Source organism: Streptomyces sp. L2 (assembly GCF_004124325.1).
In the GTDB taxonomy this organism is placed as follows: Bacteria; Actinomycetota; Actinomycetes; order Streptomycetales; family Streptomycetaceae; genus Streptomyces.
This window is the reverse complement of the sequence record NZ_QBDT01000001.1, coordinates 3,966,759-3,981,905: the sequence shown is the minus strand read 5'-3', so window position 1 is coordinate 3,981,905 and position 15,147 is coordinate 3,966,759. Positions and strand designations below refer to the sequence as shown.

Genomic DNA, 15,147 nt, shown 5'->3' with positions numbered 1-15,147 from the left:
GCTGCTCCCGGCCGGTCAGCTCCGCTTCGTGAGGTCGTAGAAGGTGGCCGAACCGACCGTGACCTTCGTGAAGTTGCTCTCGACCCACGAGGTGATCTGCGAGGCCGTACCGCGGCTTCCGCCGCCCATGCCCGCTTCCATGCCCCCGCCCATGCCTCCGCCGGCGATGAAGTAGTGGATCTTGCCTTCGGCCACGTACTTCTTGAACTGGGCCAGGGTCGGCGACGGGTCGGTCCCATTGAAGCCGCCGATCGCCATGACCGGGTCGCCGGTGGCCAGCTGGTAGCTCGCGGAGTTCTGCGAGCCGATGGACGCGGCGACCCAGGTGTAGTCGCCGGCGTCGGCCTTCAGCAGCCTCTTGGCGGCGGCGGAGACGTTGGCGCCGTCCAGCAGCCCGCCCATGCCACCGCCGGCACGTCCACCGCCACCGCCACCGCCTTCGCCGGTGCGGGCGCCGCCGGGGAGGCCGTTGCCGCTCTGGCCGGGGAATCCGTTGCCGTTCTGGCCGGGACCGCCACCCGGGAATCCGTTTCCGGAGGGTTGGCCTTGGCCGCCCTGCTGGCCCTGCTGGCCCTGCTGGCCCTGTCCGCCCTGCTGATTCTGGCCGCCCTGCCCCGGCATGCCGCCGCCGAAGCCGCCCCGCGTGCCGCCGTCAGCACCCCCGCCGGGAGCGCCCCCGGGACCGCCGCCCGGCCGGCCGCCGGGGCCGCCCATCATGCTCGCGCCCGCCGGGCCCGCCGTGGGGATCGAACCCGTGTGGGCCGAGTTCACCGTGCTCAGGGTGTACGCCGTTGGGCCCGCCAGCGCGGCCACCAGGCCCGCCGTCGCCGCGCCGAGCGCGAGCCGCCTGCTGATCCGGCCGGCGAAGACCAGGCCGAGGGCCGCCGTCAGCCCGCCGACCAGCACCAGCCACCTCAGCCAGGGCAGGTAGTCCGGCACCCGGTCGAGCAGGACGTACCCCCAGACCGCCGCGGCCACCACGGACCCGGCCGACACCAGCGACGCCCAGGTCTCCCCCCGGCGCTCCCACAGGAGACCGGCACCCATACCGGTCACCGCGGCGAGGTAGGGGGTGAGAGCGACCGTGTAGTACTGGTGGAAGATGCCGGCCATGTAGCTGAAGACCGCCATCGTCATCAGCAGCGAGCCGCCCCAGACCAGGAACGACGCGCGCGTGACCGAGGTACGCCGGGCCTTCCTCGTCGCCCACAGGCCCGCGAGCAGCAGGATCAGCGCGGCCGGGATCAGCCAGGAGACCTGGCCGCCGATCTCGGAGTCGAACATCCGGTTCCAGCCGGTGGCGCCCCACTGGCCGGTACCGCCGCCCCCGGGTCCGCCTCCGCCGCCGACGCTGCCGGTCTCGTCGCCGTTGATCCGGCCGAGGCCGTTGTAGCCGAAGGTCAGCTCCAGGAAGCTGTTGTTCTGGGAGCCGCCGACATAGGGGCGGGAGGACGCCGGCCACAGTTCCACGACGGCCACCCACCAGCCGCCGGACACGAGCAGCGCGAGGGTCGCGAGGCCCAGCTGGGCCAGCCGCCTGCGCAGCCGCACCGGAGCGCAGACGGCGTACACGAGCGCCAGCGGCGGCAGGATCAGGAACGCCTGGAGGGTCTTGGCGAGGAACGCGAAACCGATCGCGGCCCCCGCCCACACCAGCCACCTGGTCCGCCCGTCCTCCACCGCCCGTACGACGAGGTAGCAGGCCAGCGCCATCAGCATGGCCAGCATGGCGTCCGGGTTGTCGAACCGGAACATCAGCGCCGCGACCGGGGTGAGCGCGAGCACCGCCCCCGCGATCAGCCCCGCCGCCGGGCTGAACCGGCGCCGTACCGCCGCGTACACCACGGCCACCGTGCCCACACCCATCAGGACCTGCGGCGTCAGGATCGCCCACGAGTTCAGGCCGAAGACCCGCACCGACAGCTCCATCGGCCACAGAAACGCCGACGGCTTGTCCACGGTGATGGCGTTGCCCGCGTCCAGCGAGCCGAAGAAGAACGCCTTCCAGGAGGTGCTGCCCGCCTGGACGGCCGCCGAGTAGAAGGAGTTGGCGTAACCGGAGGCGCTCAGGTTCCAGAGGTAGAGGACGAGGGTGGCTGCGAGCAGACCGAGGAACGCCGGGCGGACCCAGCGGGGGTCGTCGGGCCGGCCGTGCCACAGTCCGCGGGGCCACCGGCCCGGCGCGAGTCCGGGGGCGGGCGGGGGAGTGGCGTGCGGGGCGGAGTGGGGAGCGGCGTGCGGGGCGGCCGTGGTCGGCGGTCCCCAGCCGGTGGGGCCGGTCTTCCGCGCGGGGTGCCGGCCGTAGTCGGTGGTCATCGGGGGTCCCCCGGGTCGTTGTGCGGGTGTGGGTGGGAGTGCGGGTGCGGGTGCGGGTGCTGCGGATGTGGGTACGAGTGCGGGTGCGGCTGCGGCTGCGGGTGCGCGAGGGGCCGTTGCGGAAGCGGCACGCCCGTCCCGTACGGCGGCTGCTGCTCCCCTCGGCCGCCGTCCGGGAAGACCCAGGCCCGGAAGAGCAGGAACCGCAGGACGGTCGCCGCGAGGTTGGCGGCGATGAGCACCGCGAGTTCGGTGGAGTGCGCGGGGTGGTCTGTGGCCGTGTCCAGGGCGGCCAGGGAGCCGCTGGTGAGGGCGAGTCCGATGCCGAAGACGACGAGCCCCTGCGCCTGGTGGCGTACGGCGCCGCCCCCGCCGCGTACCCCGAAGGTGAGCCGGCGGTTGGCGGCCGTGTTCGCGACGGCCGAGACCAGCAGGGCGAGCGCGTTGGCGGTCTGGGCGCCGCAGACCTGCCGGAAGGCGCCGTAGAGCAGCAGGTAGAACAGCGTCGACAGACCGCCCACCACGCAGAACCCGGCGAGCTGGCGGGCCAGCCCCCTGGGCAGGTCCCGCAGTTCGCGGACCTCGCGGTCGCGCGGGTCGTCGCCGAAGGGCCGGGTGAGCCGGTCCAGCGGCAGTGAACCGGAGGCCAGGGCCTTGCCGATGCGCCAGACGCCCTTGAGGTCCTCGGTCGCCGTCCGCACGATGTGCACGGTGGAGTCGGGGTCGTCGACCCAGTCCACCGGCACCTCGTGGATCCTCAGGCCCGCCCGCTCGGCCAGCACCAGCATCTCGGTGTCGAAGAACCAGCCGCTGTCCTCGACCAGCGGCAGCAGCACCTGGGCCACGTCCCGCCTGATCGCCTTGAACCCGCACTGCGCGTCCGAGAAGCGGGCCTGGAGCGAGCCGCGCAGGATCAGGTTGTAGGCGCGGCTGATCAACTCCCGCTTGGGGCCCCGGACCACGCGTGAGCTGCGGGACAGCCGGGAGCCGATGGCGAGGTCGGAGTGACCGGAGATCAGCGGCGCCACCAGGGGCAGCAGGGCGTTGAGGCCGGTGGACAGATCGACGTCCATGTAGGCGAGGACCGGCGCCTCGGACGCGGACCACACGGCCCGCAGGGCCCGGCCCCGCCCCTTCTGCTCCAGCCGGAAGGTGGCGACCTCGGCGAGCTCCGCCGCCAGCCGGGCCGCCACCAGCGGGGTGGTGTCCGTGGAGGCGTTGTCCGCGATCGTGATGCGGAACGCGTACGGGAACGTACGGGTCAGGTGCTCGTGCAGTCCGCGCACGCAGGGGCCGAGGTCCTTCTCCTCGTTGTAGACGGGGATCACGACGTCCAGGACAGGCGTACCGGCGTCCGTGGCCGGGAGGTGCTCCCGCGCCGGCAGGGTGCCGGTGCCGGGGAAAGAGTCGGTTCGCATGGGACCGACTTTTCTCAAGTCCCCTGTCGTACCTGTGTGGTGGCGCTGTGCTGGGCCTGTGAGTCGGCCGACCGCTCGGCGCGGGGCACGGCGGCGCCACCGGGCGCGGGGAGCTGGGGCAGGTGCACGGTGAAGACCGTGCGGCCCGGCACGCTGTCCACGGTCACGGCCCCGCCGTGCGCGGCGGCGACGGCCTGCACGATGGCGAGGCCGAGCCCGGTGGACCCGGTAGAGGCGGTGGAGCCGGAGGAGCCGGAGGACCCTGTGGATGCGGTCGGCCCGGTGGCTCCGTCGGCGCGGGCGCGCGCGGGGTCGCCGCGGGCGAACCGCTCGAAGACGTGCGGGAGCAGCTCGGCGGGGATCCCGGGCCCGTCGTCCTCGACATCGACGCACGTCCAGGGCCCGGCGTGCCGCACGCGCGCGATGACGGTCGTACCGGGCGGGGTGTGGTGGCGGGCGTTGCCCAGCAGGTTGACGAACACCTGCTGCACGCGGGCCGCGTCCGCGGTCACCGGCGCCGGTTCGTCGGGCAGTTCGAGCCGCCAGCTGTGGCCGGGGCCGGCCGCGCGGGCGTCGCTGACGGTGTCGACGACCAGCGGGACCAGGTCCGTCGGCTCGAACTGCAGGGGCCGCCCGGCATCGAGCCGGGCGAGCAGCAGGAGGTCCTCGACGAGGACGGTCATTCGTCCGGCCTCGGACTCGATACGGCCCAGCGCGTGCCGGGTGTCCGGTCCGACCTGTTCCCGTCCGCGCCGGGTCAGCTCGGCGTAGCCGCGGATGGAGGCGAGGGGGGTGCGCAGTTCATGGCTGGCGTCGGCGACGAACTGCCGTACCCGCGTCTCGCTCTGCTGGCGGGCGTGCAGCGCCGCGTGCACATGGTCGAGCATCCGGTTCAGGGCGGCGCCGACCTGCCCGACCTCGCTGTGCGGATCGCACTCCGCGTCGGGGACGCGCTCGCTGAGGTTCACCTCGCCGGTGTGCAGGGGGAGTTCGGAGGCCCGGGTGGCGGTCGCGGCGACCCGGCGCAGCGGCCGGGTGGCGACGCCGACGATGGCGGCGCCGGCGAGGGAGGCGGCGACGAGGCCGGCCGCGGTGACGCAGACCTCGACGAGGATCAGGGTGTCGATGGTGTTGTCGACGGAGGCGGTCGGGACGGCGACGTAGTAGGACCCGTTGTCACCGGTCCGGTACTCGACCCGGTAGCGGCCCGCGCCGGGCACGTCGACCGTGTGCTGTGCCCGGTCCACCCGCGGTACGGCTTCGAGGGCGGCGAGCTGGGCCTTGGTCAGCGGCTTCGCGCTCACCTCGAAGTCGCTGTCGGACTTGTCGCCGCGCTCGGCGCCGACGATGGCCCCGTCCTCCACCCGGGCGGCGATGATGCCCTGCTGCGGACCCTTGGTGACCAGGTCGTCGAGGGTCGTCGGGTGCGGTTTGATCCGCTGCCCGCCGGGCGCGGCGCCGCCGCCGGGCTGCTGCCCCGGCGGCCCGAAGGAGCCGGAGGCGCGCGCGGCGACCTCGTCCAGCTGGCCGTTCAGCTGGTCGTACAGATGGCTCCGCAGGGCCAGAGTGGTCACCGTGCCGATGACCGCGCACACCACGGCGATGAGCACGACGGACGCGACGACGAGCCGTGTCCGCAGGGTGCGGGGTCTCCCCGTCCGCTGCCGACGGGGTCTTCCCGCCTGCTGCCGACGGGGGCTCCCAGCCCACTGCCGGCGGGGTCTCCCAGCCCGCTGTTGGCTGGGGCTCCCCGGACGCTGTTGGCTGGGGCTCCCCGCTCGCTGTTGGCTGGGGCTCCCCGCTCGCTTCAGCGGACCGGGCCGGCGCCCTCCGCTCATGACACCGCGGTCGAGGCGGCGGGCTTGATCAGGTACCCGGCGCCGCGCCGGGTGTGGATCATCGGCTCGCGCCCGGCGTCGATCTTGCGCCGCAGGTACGAGATGTACAGCTCGACGACGTTGGCCTGGCCGCCGAAGTCGTACGACCAGACCCGGTCCAGGATCTGCGCCTTGGAGAGCACGCGCCGCGGATTGCGCATGAGGAAGCGCAGCAGCTCGAACTCGGTGGCGGTGAGGTGGATGTTGGCGCCGCCCCGCGACACCTCGTGGCTGTCCTCGTCCAGGGTGAGGTCGCCGACGACCAGCACGGACTCCGACCTGCGGTCCGCGGCCCCGGAGCGGCGGATGAGGCCGCGCAGCCGGGCGACGACCTCCTCCAGACTGAACGGCTTCGTCACGTAGTCGTCGCCGCCGGCGGTGAGCCCGGCGATCCGGTCCTCGACGGCGTCCTTGGCGGTGAGGAAGAGGACCGGCACGTCGGGCAGGTCGCGGCGCAGCCGGCCGAGGACGGAGAGGCCGTCCATGTCGGGCAGCATCATGTCGAGGACGACAGCGTCGGGCCGGAAGTCGCGGGCCGTCTGGAGGGCGCCGTGCCCGTCTCCCGCACTCCTGATCTGCCAGCCCTCGTATCGGAGGGCCATGCTCAGCAGTTCGGTGATCGACAACTCGTCGTCCACCACAAGCACGCGGACGGGGCTCCCGTCCGGCCTCAGCAGTTCGGTGCGCCCCTGGGGCGAGGTCGTGGTCATACCGGCCACCCTGTCGCCGCCCTCTGAGAACAGACTTGCACCTGTCTGTGATTTCCCTGAGAAACGCACAGGCGCCTCTCAGGGAACACCTGGGAACGGGCCCGTCAGAAGAGGCCGTCCTGGGTCCCGCCCGTGTTCTCGAACGCCCGCACGGGGAAGGTGAGCCCGGATCCCGTCCCCGGGGCAAGGGGCACCAGCTCCCACCCACTCATCAGCCGGGTGTCGAGGACGACGAGCCCGCGGTGTCCCGCCACGGCGAGATGCAGGTCGGGCCCGGCGGCCCCGGCCAGCTCACCGCTGACGAACCCGCCGGGCCGCAGCTCGACGACGTCGCCGACAGCCACGTGATCCCGGTGATCACCTCTTCGCCCGAGACCGAAGGCCTCCACGTGATCGACGGGTTGGCACTCGGCCCGCTCCAACGACTCCGGCCACCCCTCCAGTACGACGGCCCGTGCGTGCAAGTCCCGCACCTCGGCGGCCCGCTCCTCTTCTGTCCCCGGCAGCCGGAACCGTACGGCCCGCTTCTCGGCGTACGGAATCCGGTCCGGCACCCTCAGGGCGGCGCGCAGCAGCTCCTCGGTGCGCCGGGCGGCCATCAGGGGACCGGTGCCGAGCCAGGTGAAACAGACGGCGCCCTGCTCCAGCAGCCGGGCCGAGCCGCGCTCCACGGCGGTGATGCCGACCTTGAGGAGACCGGGACCGAACCACGCGAGGTACACCCGGTACGGCCGCGGATCGTCGGCGAAGGTATCCGCGGCCACGGAATGCGCCCGGTCCAGCCGAGCACACTCCTCGCACCGTCCCCCCGTACTCCGCCCACCCACCACGGCCCGCCCCGCACACGCGTTCCCCCGAGCCCCCGCACACCGCCGCACACCCCCCTCACCGACCCCGAACCCGACCCGCTTCCCCCACTCCAGCACACTGCACCGCCCCCCGCTCCACCGCAGCGCGGGCCCCTCCACCGCCCACCGGATCCCAGTACAGCTCCATACCTGTGCCATCACTCGCGAGGGTAAAGCTCCCCACTGACAACGCCCTTTCGCCCGCCGGACCCGGTACGGTACGAGAAGGCCCGAAGCCGCAACTTAGATTTGCGACTTCGGGCCTTCCTCACAGTGTCGTTCAGCTCCTACGACGGCTCACGGCAGCACGTACACCGGCACGCCGTCCCCCTCGCTGCCCACCTGTCGCATACAACCCCGCTTGATCAGCATGCGTACGCAGTCGTGCACCCGGTCCAGGGTGAGTCCGGTCCGACTCGCGACGTCCTCCAGCCGGCACCGGGCCGGGCCCCGCACGAGCGCGGGCGCGAGGTAGGCGGCCACGGCGTGCACGTCATCGGTGACGACGAGGTTCCGTGACTTCCAGGTGGCCAGGAGCTGCTGCGGAGTGATCGTCGGGGGCTCTGCGGGGCCTGACCGGGGTCGGGGGACCGGCGGCTGAAGACGGTCCGCGATGATGTCGAGCGTGTCGGCGATGCGGCCGAGGACGTCGTTGGTGCGGCGCATCTCCTCGGCCCGCGCGCCCTGCGCCACCGCCAGCGCCTCGTCCGCCCGGATGTTCCGCTCCTCCAGCCGGACGATGGCGTCGGCCACCTGCTGGGGCATGAGGTAGGCGGTGCCGCCGGTGGGGGCGGGCTGTACGGGGGCGGGTTCGAGGGCGTAGGAGCCATCGCGCTGGATGGTGGAGATGACCTCCGAGACCCATACCTTGAATGGTTCGCATTCCGGTTTGCAGCAACCATTGACGAGTTGGATGAGTCCTTCGAGGTTCACCATCCTCATCGACTTCTGCAAACCTCCCCCAGCTGCAAGTTTGCGCAGGGTGTCTGTTGTACAGACACCCTGTGCAATCTCGCTCAGGCGCCCATGCAGGGCGGTCGGCACATGCATCTGCAACGCCTGCCGCGTGTTGGCGTACCCCAGGTTGCGCGCCACGTCCGCCGCCGGGAACCAGTGCTCCCCGCCCGGCAGCGTCAGCCTCCGCACTCGCGCGCCCGTGGCCGCGAACACGAAGTCGTTGATGTCGATCGCGTCCTGCGTCCGTGCCGTCGCTTCTCCCGACGGCGTGTTGTTCTGCTCGTACATCGAGCATCACCTCCGCCCCGGAAGCTAGGGGCCTGATCACCAACTCACGCCCATAAAGGGCACATTCACTCGAAAGAAGACAGAGGGATCGATTCACCACCGGCGTCGCCGACCTCGGTCGCGGCCGCTGTCGAACTGGGTCAGGGACTCCCCCTCGACCACACGGTGAGATCAGATCCGTCGCGCACTAGGTTCGCCGCGTCCGAGCCGGTCGGGACCCCTTCGCCGCAGCGGCCCGGGCCAGGTCGAATGCCACCGCCGGTCGGCGGTGGTTCGTCCACGGCGACGCACCGCACCGCCGGCCGGGCGGCGCGCCAGTCACGCAGCCAGGCATCGTCCTGATCCGCCGGCCCCAGCAGGACCTCCAGCCGAAACCACCGCTCGTCCCAGTCCTGGCCTGCCCCCTCGGCGTAAGCGGCGGCTGCCCGCCAGTGACCGTCCCGGACATCCTGGGTCACGTCAGCTATCGCCCGGGCGCGGGGGGCGGGCATGGGTGGACCGGCCCGGTCCGTGTTGAGGTGCTCCCGGGGAGGCAGCCCGTAGGCCTCCGCGTCGAAGCGGGCACGAACCCACAGCACGGCCGCCGCCCGGCGCAGGCCCGGCCCCGTCCACACCGCGAGGGCGACCAAGGCCAAGGGCACAACCACGAAGACGAACGACATGCAGGGCATGATCCAAACCCTCGGCCGGGTGTGACAACGGTCGGCAAAGCCCATCGCGTTCGAGGATCGCGGAACGTCAGGTTCCCGGGAGCCCTGCTAGGACGGCTCCGAGAGGATGTCGGAAAGACTCACGGCCGGGCGGCCCAGCGTGGCGGTCAGCACGCACCGCTGGTGGCCGGTCAGAGAGGCGACGAAGACCACGACGTCGGCGTCGGTCCGATCGCAGGCCTCGATCACCTCACGGATCTTTCCGTGGCTCAGCAGTGTCCGCGAGGAGTAGGGCAGCCCCATCTTCTGGACCCCGCCGTCCGAGACGCCTCGTCGCTGCACCATCCGCGCCACGACCCGACCGCCGAGCGCGGCCACCTCGCCGGCCGCCGACGCCATCACCGTGTCGAAGTCCTTCCGCTTCGCAGAGAAGTAGCCGACCAGGACCACGTCAGCCCCCGCGACCGTGACGCGCGGCGCCCGGCACCGCCCCGGCTTCGCCGGTACCCGGCGAGCCGGGCGCCGGTCCCGCCTTCGGCGCGCGGGTGTGAACCTCGGTCGACGCATGCGGTCACGCTACAGCGGCACTTCACGCCCACCGGCTGTTGCCGTGCTCAGCTGCGGTACGACCCTGAAACGCCGAAGGCCCCGGATCTCTCCGGGGCCTTCGTTCCATGTGCACTCGGCAGGATTCGAACCTGCAACCTTCTGATCCGTAGGATCGGGCAGCGCACGATGAAGACTGCCTGCGGCCTCTCATTCCGTTCGCACAGGTTGGCGATCATGTGCGCCTATGTGCCGTCGTTGCCGTCAGGGCTGCCGTCACCTCCGAGCGATGGCGTAGCAGCGATTCGACCTGGCCGCGCGCATCGGGCGCGGACTCGCAGCGAGTAGGACGAGTCGGATGCGGCCTTCCGTCACACCAGACCAACCCGCGCTCCTGCCTCCGCCCCAGCCTTGCCGTCCCGAATCGCATGCAGAGCAGTCAACCGCTTGACTCCGCTTGACTCCGAGTTAGGAGCACGTCACAACCCGGTCTGCTCCTACCGCCCAGACGGGCAGCACATTAGAACACAAGTTCTTGTGACTAGTCAGACTAAAGCGGTCAAAGTTACTAATATAGAGAAACGGGTTGTCTGTGACCAGAGACCAGCCCATGATTAGTTGGCATGAGGATGATCCGAGCGCGGATTGAGAATTTCCGCTGCCTTCAGTTGGCCGAAGTGCGGTTTGATGGCGTCACTTCCATCATCGGCCCCAACGGAGTTGGCAAATCAACCATCTTGCGCGCGCTCGATTGGTTCTTCAACGGCGAAAAAGGAACGTCTCTAGATCTCGACGACCTGTGCGTTGAGGCTGGGAGCAGTCGCATCCGTGTAGAGGTCGAGTTTGACTCACTCACGGCACAAGATCGGGAAGAGCTAGGTCACTACGCCCCCGACGGCGTGGACAGTCTCGTCATTTGGCGCACATGGGATAACGGTGACGACAAGATCACCGGAAAAGGGATGACCTTCCCGCCATTCGAAGCGGTCCGCAGTCAGCCAAACGCTACCGCCAAGCGGAAAGCTTACAATTCGCTAAGCGAGGAACAGCCTGACCTTGGACTTCCGTCAGCTGGCAGTGAAGCACTGGTGGAAGAGGCGATGATCGTTTGGGAGAGAAATCACCCCGATAGGCTCGCAGAGTCAGATATCCAGGCAAACAACTTCTTCGGCTTTGCCGGAAAGGGGAAGCTCGCAAGCCTATTTGAATTCATCCTCGTAAGCGCAGATCTGCGCGCACTTGAGGAATCGACTGACACCCGATCCGCAATTTTTGGACGAATCATCGAACGCGCCGTGGATAGAAAGATCGCTGATGCCGAACTGGCGGATCTCGATGCGCGATTGAATCTGGAACGGGCGCGTATCTCGACCAAAAACTTTGCTCCTCAGTTGGACCTAATCTCCAAAGAACTAACCAAGGCAGTGGAGGTTTTCTCAGCAGGCAGAAACGTGACGGTCTCGCCAGTCGATAACCCCTACAAGCCCGTCAAAGCATCCTTCAAGGTGAGCATTATCGATGGCCCTGTCGAAACAACCGTCGAGCGTCAAGGGCACGGATTCCAGCGTGCCATGATTATTGCCGCACTGAAACTCCTTTCGGATCGCGGCGGCGAAGGATCGCGATCTAAGGCTGTTTGTTTGGCCATCGAGGAGCCAGAGCTGTACCAGCATCCTGTACAGGCACGCGCCTTCTCTCAGGTGCTACGCAAGATCGCTGAAGATCCGAACCAAATGGCCCAAGTGGCATACGCAACCCATAATCCGATCTTCGTTGACCCGCATCACTTCCATGAAATCCGCCGAATCAGTCGCGTACGGAACAGTGCCAGCCATAGGGCAATTTCCATTGCCCATGTGCGAGTTGATGACGTGATCGAGAAATTGTCAGGGTTCGTGCCTGAGGAGCGAGTTCGCAAACAAATTGGGGCGGCAATTCTAAACAGGCTACCTGAAGCCCTCTTCGCCTCTGCCGTTGTACTAGTAGAGGGGGAAACCGACAAGGCCGTCTTGGAAGGATCCGCAACACGTGATGGAGCCCCGTTGGCCGTGGAAGGCATTCATGTGGCCGAGGCCGGCCACAAGACAGCTATCTACCTAAGCCATGCCATCCTTACACTGCTCGGAATTCCGTGTTTCGCAGTATTTGACGCCGATGCTGGGGTTGGCGTCAGAATGGAAAAGAATGGAAGGAAACCGCGGGATATCCACAATGCAGAACTGAATGAGCGTACAGAGAACCACCGACTTCTCATGTATCTCGGTCAATCGAACATTCCAGATTTGCCCCCCACGCACGCAGATACTGACTACGCAGTATTCGCAGACTGCCTGGAGGAGACGCTTAAATCCGACTGGCCTGAGTGGGGAGAAAAGGTCGAGGAACTAATTCAATCCGGCATCGGGTACAGCGAGAAGAACACCTACACCTACGCACGAGCAGCATTCGAGGCGGGTGGAGAACCGCCGATCGTTATTAAGCAGATCATCCAGAATGCAAAAGCCATGGCGAGACAGGGGCAGTAATGGAGAGACTTCCAGTTACCTCTTCCAACATTATCTCGGTCGGCTACGAACCGGCAGACATGGTGCTAGAGATCGAATTCCACTCTGGGATCTACAGGTATTTTTCCGTCCCGGAAAGTGTCCATAGTGGCCTGATGTCGGCTTCTAGTCACGGCCGCTACTTCGCTCACACAATCAAGGACCGGTACTCATTCTCGAAGGTTGCCTAAGCTGGCGATTAGCAACACTAAAAACAGCAAGAGCCCCGCAACTTTCACATGCGGGGCTCTTGTTCGTCAGCTCAGGTAAGGAGTGCGCCGGCAACGCTGTTCGTGGCGATCGCTTCGGCCACTTGCATGCCCGCGATCAATGTCATCCTGATTTGTGTCATGATGCACTCCTTTCGTTCGAAGATGGACTATCGGACTCCGGTTTGTTTCTATTCAGGAACTGGATTCCGTAATTCAGACCAAATGCGACCAAAACGAGCACCAAGATCAGCGCTACGGGAGTCGAACCCGCCCCACATACCCCTGACCTCAACTGACGACGCCTCAAAGTAGCACGAGTGCCCAAGCTAGGCACCTACCAGTTCGGGTTGAGCAGAGTGCCTGCCAGGTGAACAGCCGTCAAGGTGCCCTCCCAACGACTTGGAAGGTGAGTTGTGAGTCTCCATCAGAGTTGCCATTTGACGCGGTCTACGAGGTCAGCCGAGATAGGGCCGATCACGGTGCTCCAGGAAGTGACGGATCCGGAGCCGCTGCGTATGGTGCATCGGCAGTTGATCGATCGCCTCAGGCTGGACGAACCTCAGCTCCGTGGACTCGTCCGAGATCGCGAGTCGGCCGCCGACCATGCGGGCGGTGAAGCAGACGTTGAACTGCCTGCGCACCTCGCCATCCGAGTAGGCGATGACGTGGCGAGGGTCGGTGTACGTGCCTACGAGCCCGGTGATCTCTACGTCCAGACCGGTTTCTTCCTTCACCTCGCGGACGGCCGTTCCTGGGAGTGAGTCGGTCATCTCCATGCCGCCACCAGGTAGCGCCCACAGATCGTTATCCCTGCGGCGCTGAAGGAGTACGCGCCCTTCGTCGTCGGTGACCACGGCGGACGCGGCAACCACCAGGCTGTTCGGCTCCGGTGCCGCTGGGTCGTCGTAGTATTCGGTTCGCGCCATGGTCACCCTTCTCGTACCGGCGTCGCGGTCTCCCACACCGCGTCGAAGCTGCTGGCGTAGGTGTCGAACATGCCGCCCTTGCCGCTGCGCCGGAGATGCCACACGGGAGCACCGTAGGCGTTCACGCCCCAGACGTGGGCATTGACCAGTGCCTGATCATCCGCACGATAGATCGAGTTGTAGAGCGTGGTGGCATGGGTTCGAACCTCGATGCCAGGTACCCCGGCAAGCGGGCGGTAGTGCATGAGGGCGAGTCGGCAACGGGACTCGATTCCGTGGCCGAACCTCTCCTCCGCGCCACGCTGTTGGACGTTCGTACTGTCCGGGTCGCCGATCGCGATACGAACGGCGCACCCGTCGGCAGCTCGCTCTCGCAGCAGGTCGTTGAGCCGCGGGTACGCCTCGTGCAGGAAGACGGCGGCATACACCAACACGTCGATGTGCCTGCGGGCCTGGGTCAACATGTCCACGAAGGTGGAGACGGGGATGTCCGCCCGCTGATCGTAGAGAGCCACAAGTTCCGGACTGACAGCGCGGGCAGGGCGTGCCTGCCGGAGCGCGGGCCATAGAGCGTGCACGTCTTCTCCTAGCGTTTCCGCTGACAGCATGGCCGTGGCCCGGCGCGGCGTACGCCCCAGATTGACCCATCGTTCAACGGACTTGGGGTCGACTTCGACCTTGTCCGCAAGGGCGGCGTACGTCCAGCCGCCGGCCGCCATGGCAGCACGTAACCTCTCGTTCGGCATCCCAATCTCTCCTAACACCTGGGGACGGCACTAGGGACGTTCTACCCGACGCGGGACGTCCCGAAGTGGGGTTTGTTGGAGGTTCCGACGTCCTGATGAGCGGCAGGATGCTCGTCCGCATGGCGAGCAACCAGCAGACCAGACCAGGCATCGGTGAACTGGCGAAGGACACTGCCAGTGGACGTATCGGCGTCGTCATGGGCGAGGTCGGCGCCCGGGTGCAGATAGGGCCCGTCGGCGGCGGCGTCGAGTGGGATGCCCTGCCGGACAACGTGGTGGCCCCCACCACGCGAGAAGAACTGAGCGCCCGCCTGGCCATCAAGAACGGCAACAGCCGGGACGGCCCTGTGATGCGCGCCATCGGTCGGTATGCCGGGCTCCTGTTCATCATCATGATCAGCGGATCGTGTGGCCTGGTGATCGGCATGGCCCTCGGCACCAGCCAGTAGACCGGCCGCCCCGAACGGGGTTCCACCTTCCCTGGCTCCCCCTTCCCCGTTCGGGGTCGGCCTTCCATCCCCCGGTCGTCATAGGCCGTGCCTCGGCGACCGATGCGGGCGCAAGTGCCAGAACACAACGACCCTCAAGGAGTATTCGCATGACGGCAACGGCCAACGATCAGAAGACCGGTCGCGCGGTGGCTGGTGAGGAGCTGTTCGACAGCCTCACCCACTTCGTGATCGTTCACGACGGGCAGTCCCGCGAACGGGCCGAGCGGATCGCGGACCAGGCGGTGGCCTTCGTGGTCACCGCCGCGACCGCGACCGTCCCCATGGTCCCGTCCGACGACGTGGACCTCGGTCTGCACGCACTCATCCTGCACACGAAGGAGTACGCCGCGCTCTGCGACCGGTACGCGGGCCGCTTCCTCCACCACAATCCCATGCCGGGCGGAGGGCCCCGTGACCCGAAGAAGGTCGCCGCGTCCGCACACGCGATGAAGGCGGCCAGGTTCATGGTCTTCGACGACCTCTGGACCGTGGACGGCACCAACCTCGCGCAGTGCGACGCGGACTGCGGCCGTCCGTACGGTCAGGCGTAGCGACACGACACCAGCGACGCGGCCGGCCTCGATGCGGGGTCGGCCGCGCCGCCCGGAAGGAGAACAGA

General features: G+C 68.0%; 13 protein-coding genes and 1 pseudogene. 4 read left to right on the top strand and 10 right to left on the bottom strand.

What is annotated here, in order from left to right; translation table 11 throughout:
* Positions 1-15 precede the first annotated feature (15 nt).
* The 8 genes from DBP14_RS17590 to DBP14_RS36900 all read right to left on the bottom strand — a co-directional run bounded on the left by DBP14_RS17590 (position 16) and on the right by DBP14_RS36900 (position 9,631).
* Positions 16-2,316, bottom strand: coding sequence for a glycosyltransferase family 39 protein (locus DBP14_RS17590; RefSeq protein WP_129308147.1), 2,301 nt, complete (start codon positions 2,314-2,316; stop codon positions 16-18).
* Positions 2,313-3,734: a bifunctional glycosyltransferase family 2/GtrA family protein gene (locus DBP14_RS17585; RefSeq protein ID WP_241740954.1), complete on the bottom strand. Its 1,422-nt coding sequence runs from the start codon at positions 3,732-3,734 to the stop codon at positions 2,313-2,315. The genes DBP14_RS17590 and DBP14_RS17585 overlap by 4 nt, the downstream gene beginning before the upstream one ends.
* Before the next feature lie 14 nt (positions 3,735-3,748).
* Positions 3,749-5,374 (bottom strand): HAMP domain-containing sensor histidine kinase, encoded by a 1,626-nt coding sequence (locus tag DBP14_RS17580; protein WP_241741251.1) that lies wholly within the window; start codon positions 5,372-5,374, stop codon positions 3,749-3,751.
* 194 nt (positions 5,375-5,568) lie between these two features.
* A complete protein-coding gene (locus DBP14_RS17575; RefSeq protein ID WP_164992348.1) occupies positions 5,569-6,321 on the bottom strand; it encodes a response regulator transcription factor in 753 nt (250 codons plus the stop codon).
* A 104-nt stretch (positions 6,322-6,425) separates the two neighbouring features.
* Complete coding sequence (locus tag DBP14_RS17570) at positions 6,426-7,328, bottom strand: DUF2797 domain-containing protein (RefSeq protein WP_129308145.1); 903 nt, start codon at positions 7,326-7,328, stop codon at positions 6,426-6,428.
* A gap of 138 nt (positions 7,329-7,466) precedes the next feature.
* Entirely contained in the window at positions 7,467-8,414 is a 948-nt protein-coding gene (locus DBP14_RS17565) for a Bro-N domain-containing protein (RefSeq protein ID WP_129308144.1), read from the bottom strand.
* 140 nt (positions 8,415-8,554) lie between these two features.
* Positions 8,555-9,076 (bottom strand): hypothetical protein, encoded by a 522-nt coding sequence (locus DBP14_RS17560; RefSeq protein WP_129308143.1) that lies wholly within the window; start codon positions 9,074-9,076, stop codon positions 8,555-8,557.
* 96 nt (positions 9,077-9,172) lie between these two features.
* The gene (locus DBP14_RS36900; protein ID WP_241740953.1) at positions 9,173-9,631 is read right to left on the bottom strand and encodes a hypothetical protein; all 459 of its coding nucleotides are present in this window, start codon (positions 9,629-9,631) and stop codon (positions 9,173-9,175) included.
* 602 nt (positions 9,632-10,233) lie between these two features.
* On the opposite strand from DBP14_RS36900, the gene DBP14_RS17550 reads away from it, so the two are divergent.
* The gene (locus DBP14_RS17550; RefSeq protein WP_129308142.1) at positions 10,234-12,135 is read left to right on the top strand and encodes an ATP-dependent endonuclease; all 1,902 of its coding nucleotides are present in this window, start codon (positions 10,234-10,236) and stop codon (positions 12,133-12,135) included.
* Entirely contained in the window at positions 12,135-12,344 is a 210-nt protein-coding gene (locus DBP14_RS17545; protein WP_129308141.1) for a KTSC domain-containing protein, read from the top strand. The genes DBP14_RS17550 and DBP14_RS17545 overlap by 1 nt, the downstream gene beginning before the upstream one ends.
* Positions 12,345-12,820: 476 nt before the next feature.
* On the opposite strand, the gene DBP14_RS17540 is transcribed toward DBP14_RS17545, so the two are convergent.
* Together DBP14_RS17540 and DBP14_RS17535 are read right to left on the bottom strand one after the other, a co-directional pair.
* Positions 12,821-13,291, bottom strand: coding sequence for an NUDIX domain-containing protein (locus DBP14_RS17540; RefSeq protein ID WP_129308140.1), 471 nt, complete (start codon positions 13,289-13,291; stop codon positions 12,821-12,823).
* A gap of 2 nt (positions 13,292-13,293) precedes the next feature.
* Positions 13,294-14,037: a helix-turn-helix domain-containing protein gene (locus DBP14_RS17535; RefSeq protein ID WP_129308139.1), complete on the bottom strand. Its 744-nt coding sequence runs from the start codon at positions 14,035-14,037 to the stop codon at positions 13,294-13,296.
* Positions 14,038-14,144: 107 nt separating this feature from the next.
* Between DBP14_RS17535 and DBP14_RS17530 the strand changes: the two are divergent.
* A pseudogene (locus tag DBP14_RS17530) lies at positions 14,145-14,381 on the top strand (hypothetical protein); the annotation flags it as partial.
* Between the two features lie 254 nt (positions 14,382-14,635).
* The gene (locus DBP14_RS17525) at positions 14,636-15,079 is read left to right on the top strand and encodes a hypothetical protein (RefSeq protein ID WP_129308138.1); all 444 of its coding nucleotides are present in this window, start codon (positions 14,636-14,638) and stop codon (positions 15,077-15,079) included.
* Positions 15,080-15,147: the final 68 nt, after the last annotated feature.

Coding starts and splice junctions, on each gene's coding strand:
- DBP14_RS17590 (WP_129308147.1), bottom strand. CDS start 2,316: ATGACCACCGACTACGGCCGGCACCCCGCGCGGAAGACCGGCCCCACC.
- DBP14_RS17560 (WP_129308143.1), bottom strand. CDS start 9,076: ATGTCGTTCGTCTTCGTGGTTGTGCCCTTGGCCTTGGTCGCCCTCGCG.
- DBP14_RS17540 (WP_129308140.1), bottom strand. CDS start 13,291: ATGGCGCGAACCGAATACTACGACGACCCAGCGGCACCGGAGCCGAAC.
- DBP14_RS17585 (WP_241740954.1), bottom strand. CDS start 3,734: ATGCGAACCGACTCTTTCCCCGGCACCGGCACCCTGCCGGCGCGGGAG.
- DBP14_RS36900 (WP_241740953.1), bottom strand. CDS start 9,631: ATGCGTCGACCGAGGTTCACACCCGCGCGCCGAAGGCGGGACCGGCGC.
- DBP14_RS17565 (WP_129308144.1), bottom strand. CDS start 8,414: ATGTACGAGCAGAACAACACGCCGTCGGGAGAAGCGACGGCACGGACG.
- DBP14_RS17545 (WP_129308141.1), top strand. CDS start 12,135: ATGGAGAGACTTCCAGTTACCTCTTCCAACATTATCTCGGTCGGCTAC.
- DBP14_RS17535 (WP_129308139.1), bottom strand. CDS start 14,037: ATGCCGAACGAGAGGTTACGTGCTGCCATGGCGGCCGGCGGCTGGACG.
- DBP14_RS17570 (WP_129308145.1), bottom strand. CDS start 7,328: ATGGCACAGGTATGGAGCTGTACTGGGATCCGGTGGGCGGTGGAGGGG.
- DBP14_RS17575 (WP_164992348.1), bottom strand. CDS start 6,321: ATGACCACGACCTCGCCCCAGGGGCGCACCGAACTGCTGAGGCCGGAC.
- DBP14_RS17525 (WP_129308138.1), top strand. CDS start 14,636: ATGACGGCAACGGCCAACGATCAGAAGACCGGTCGCGCGGTGGCTGGT.
- DBP14_RS17550 (WP_129308142.1), top strand. CDS start 10,234: ATGAGGATGATCCGAGCGCGGATTGAGAATTTCCGCTGCCTTCAGTTG.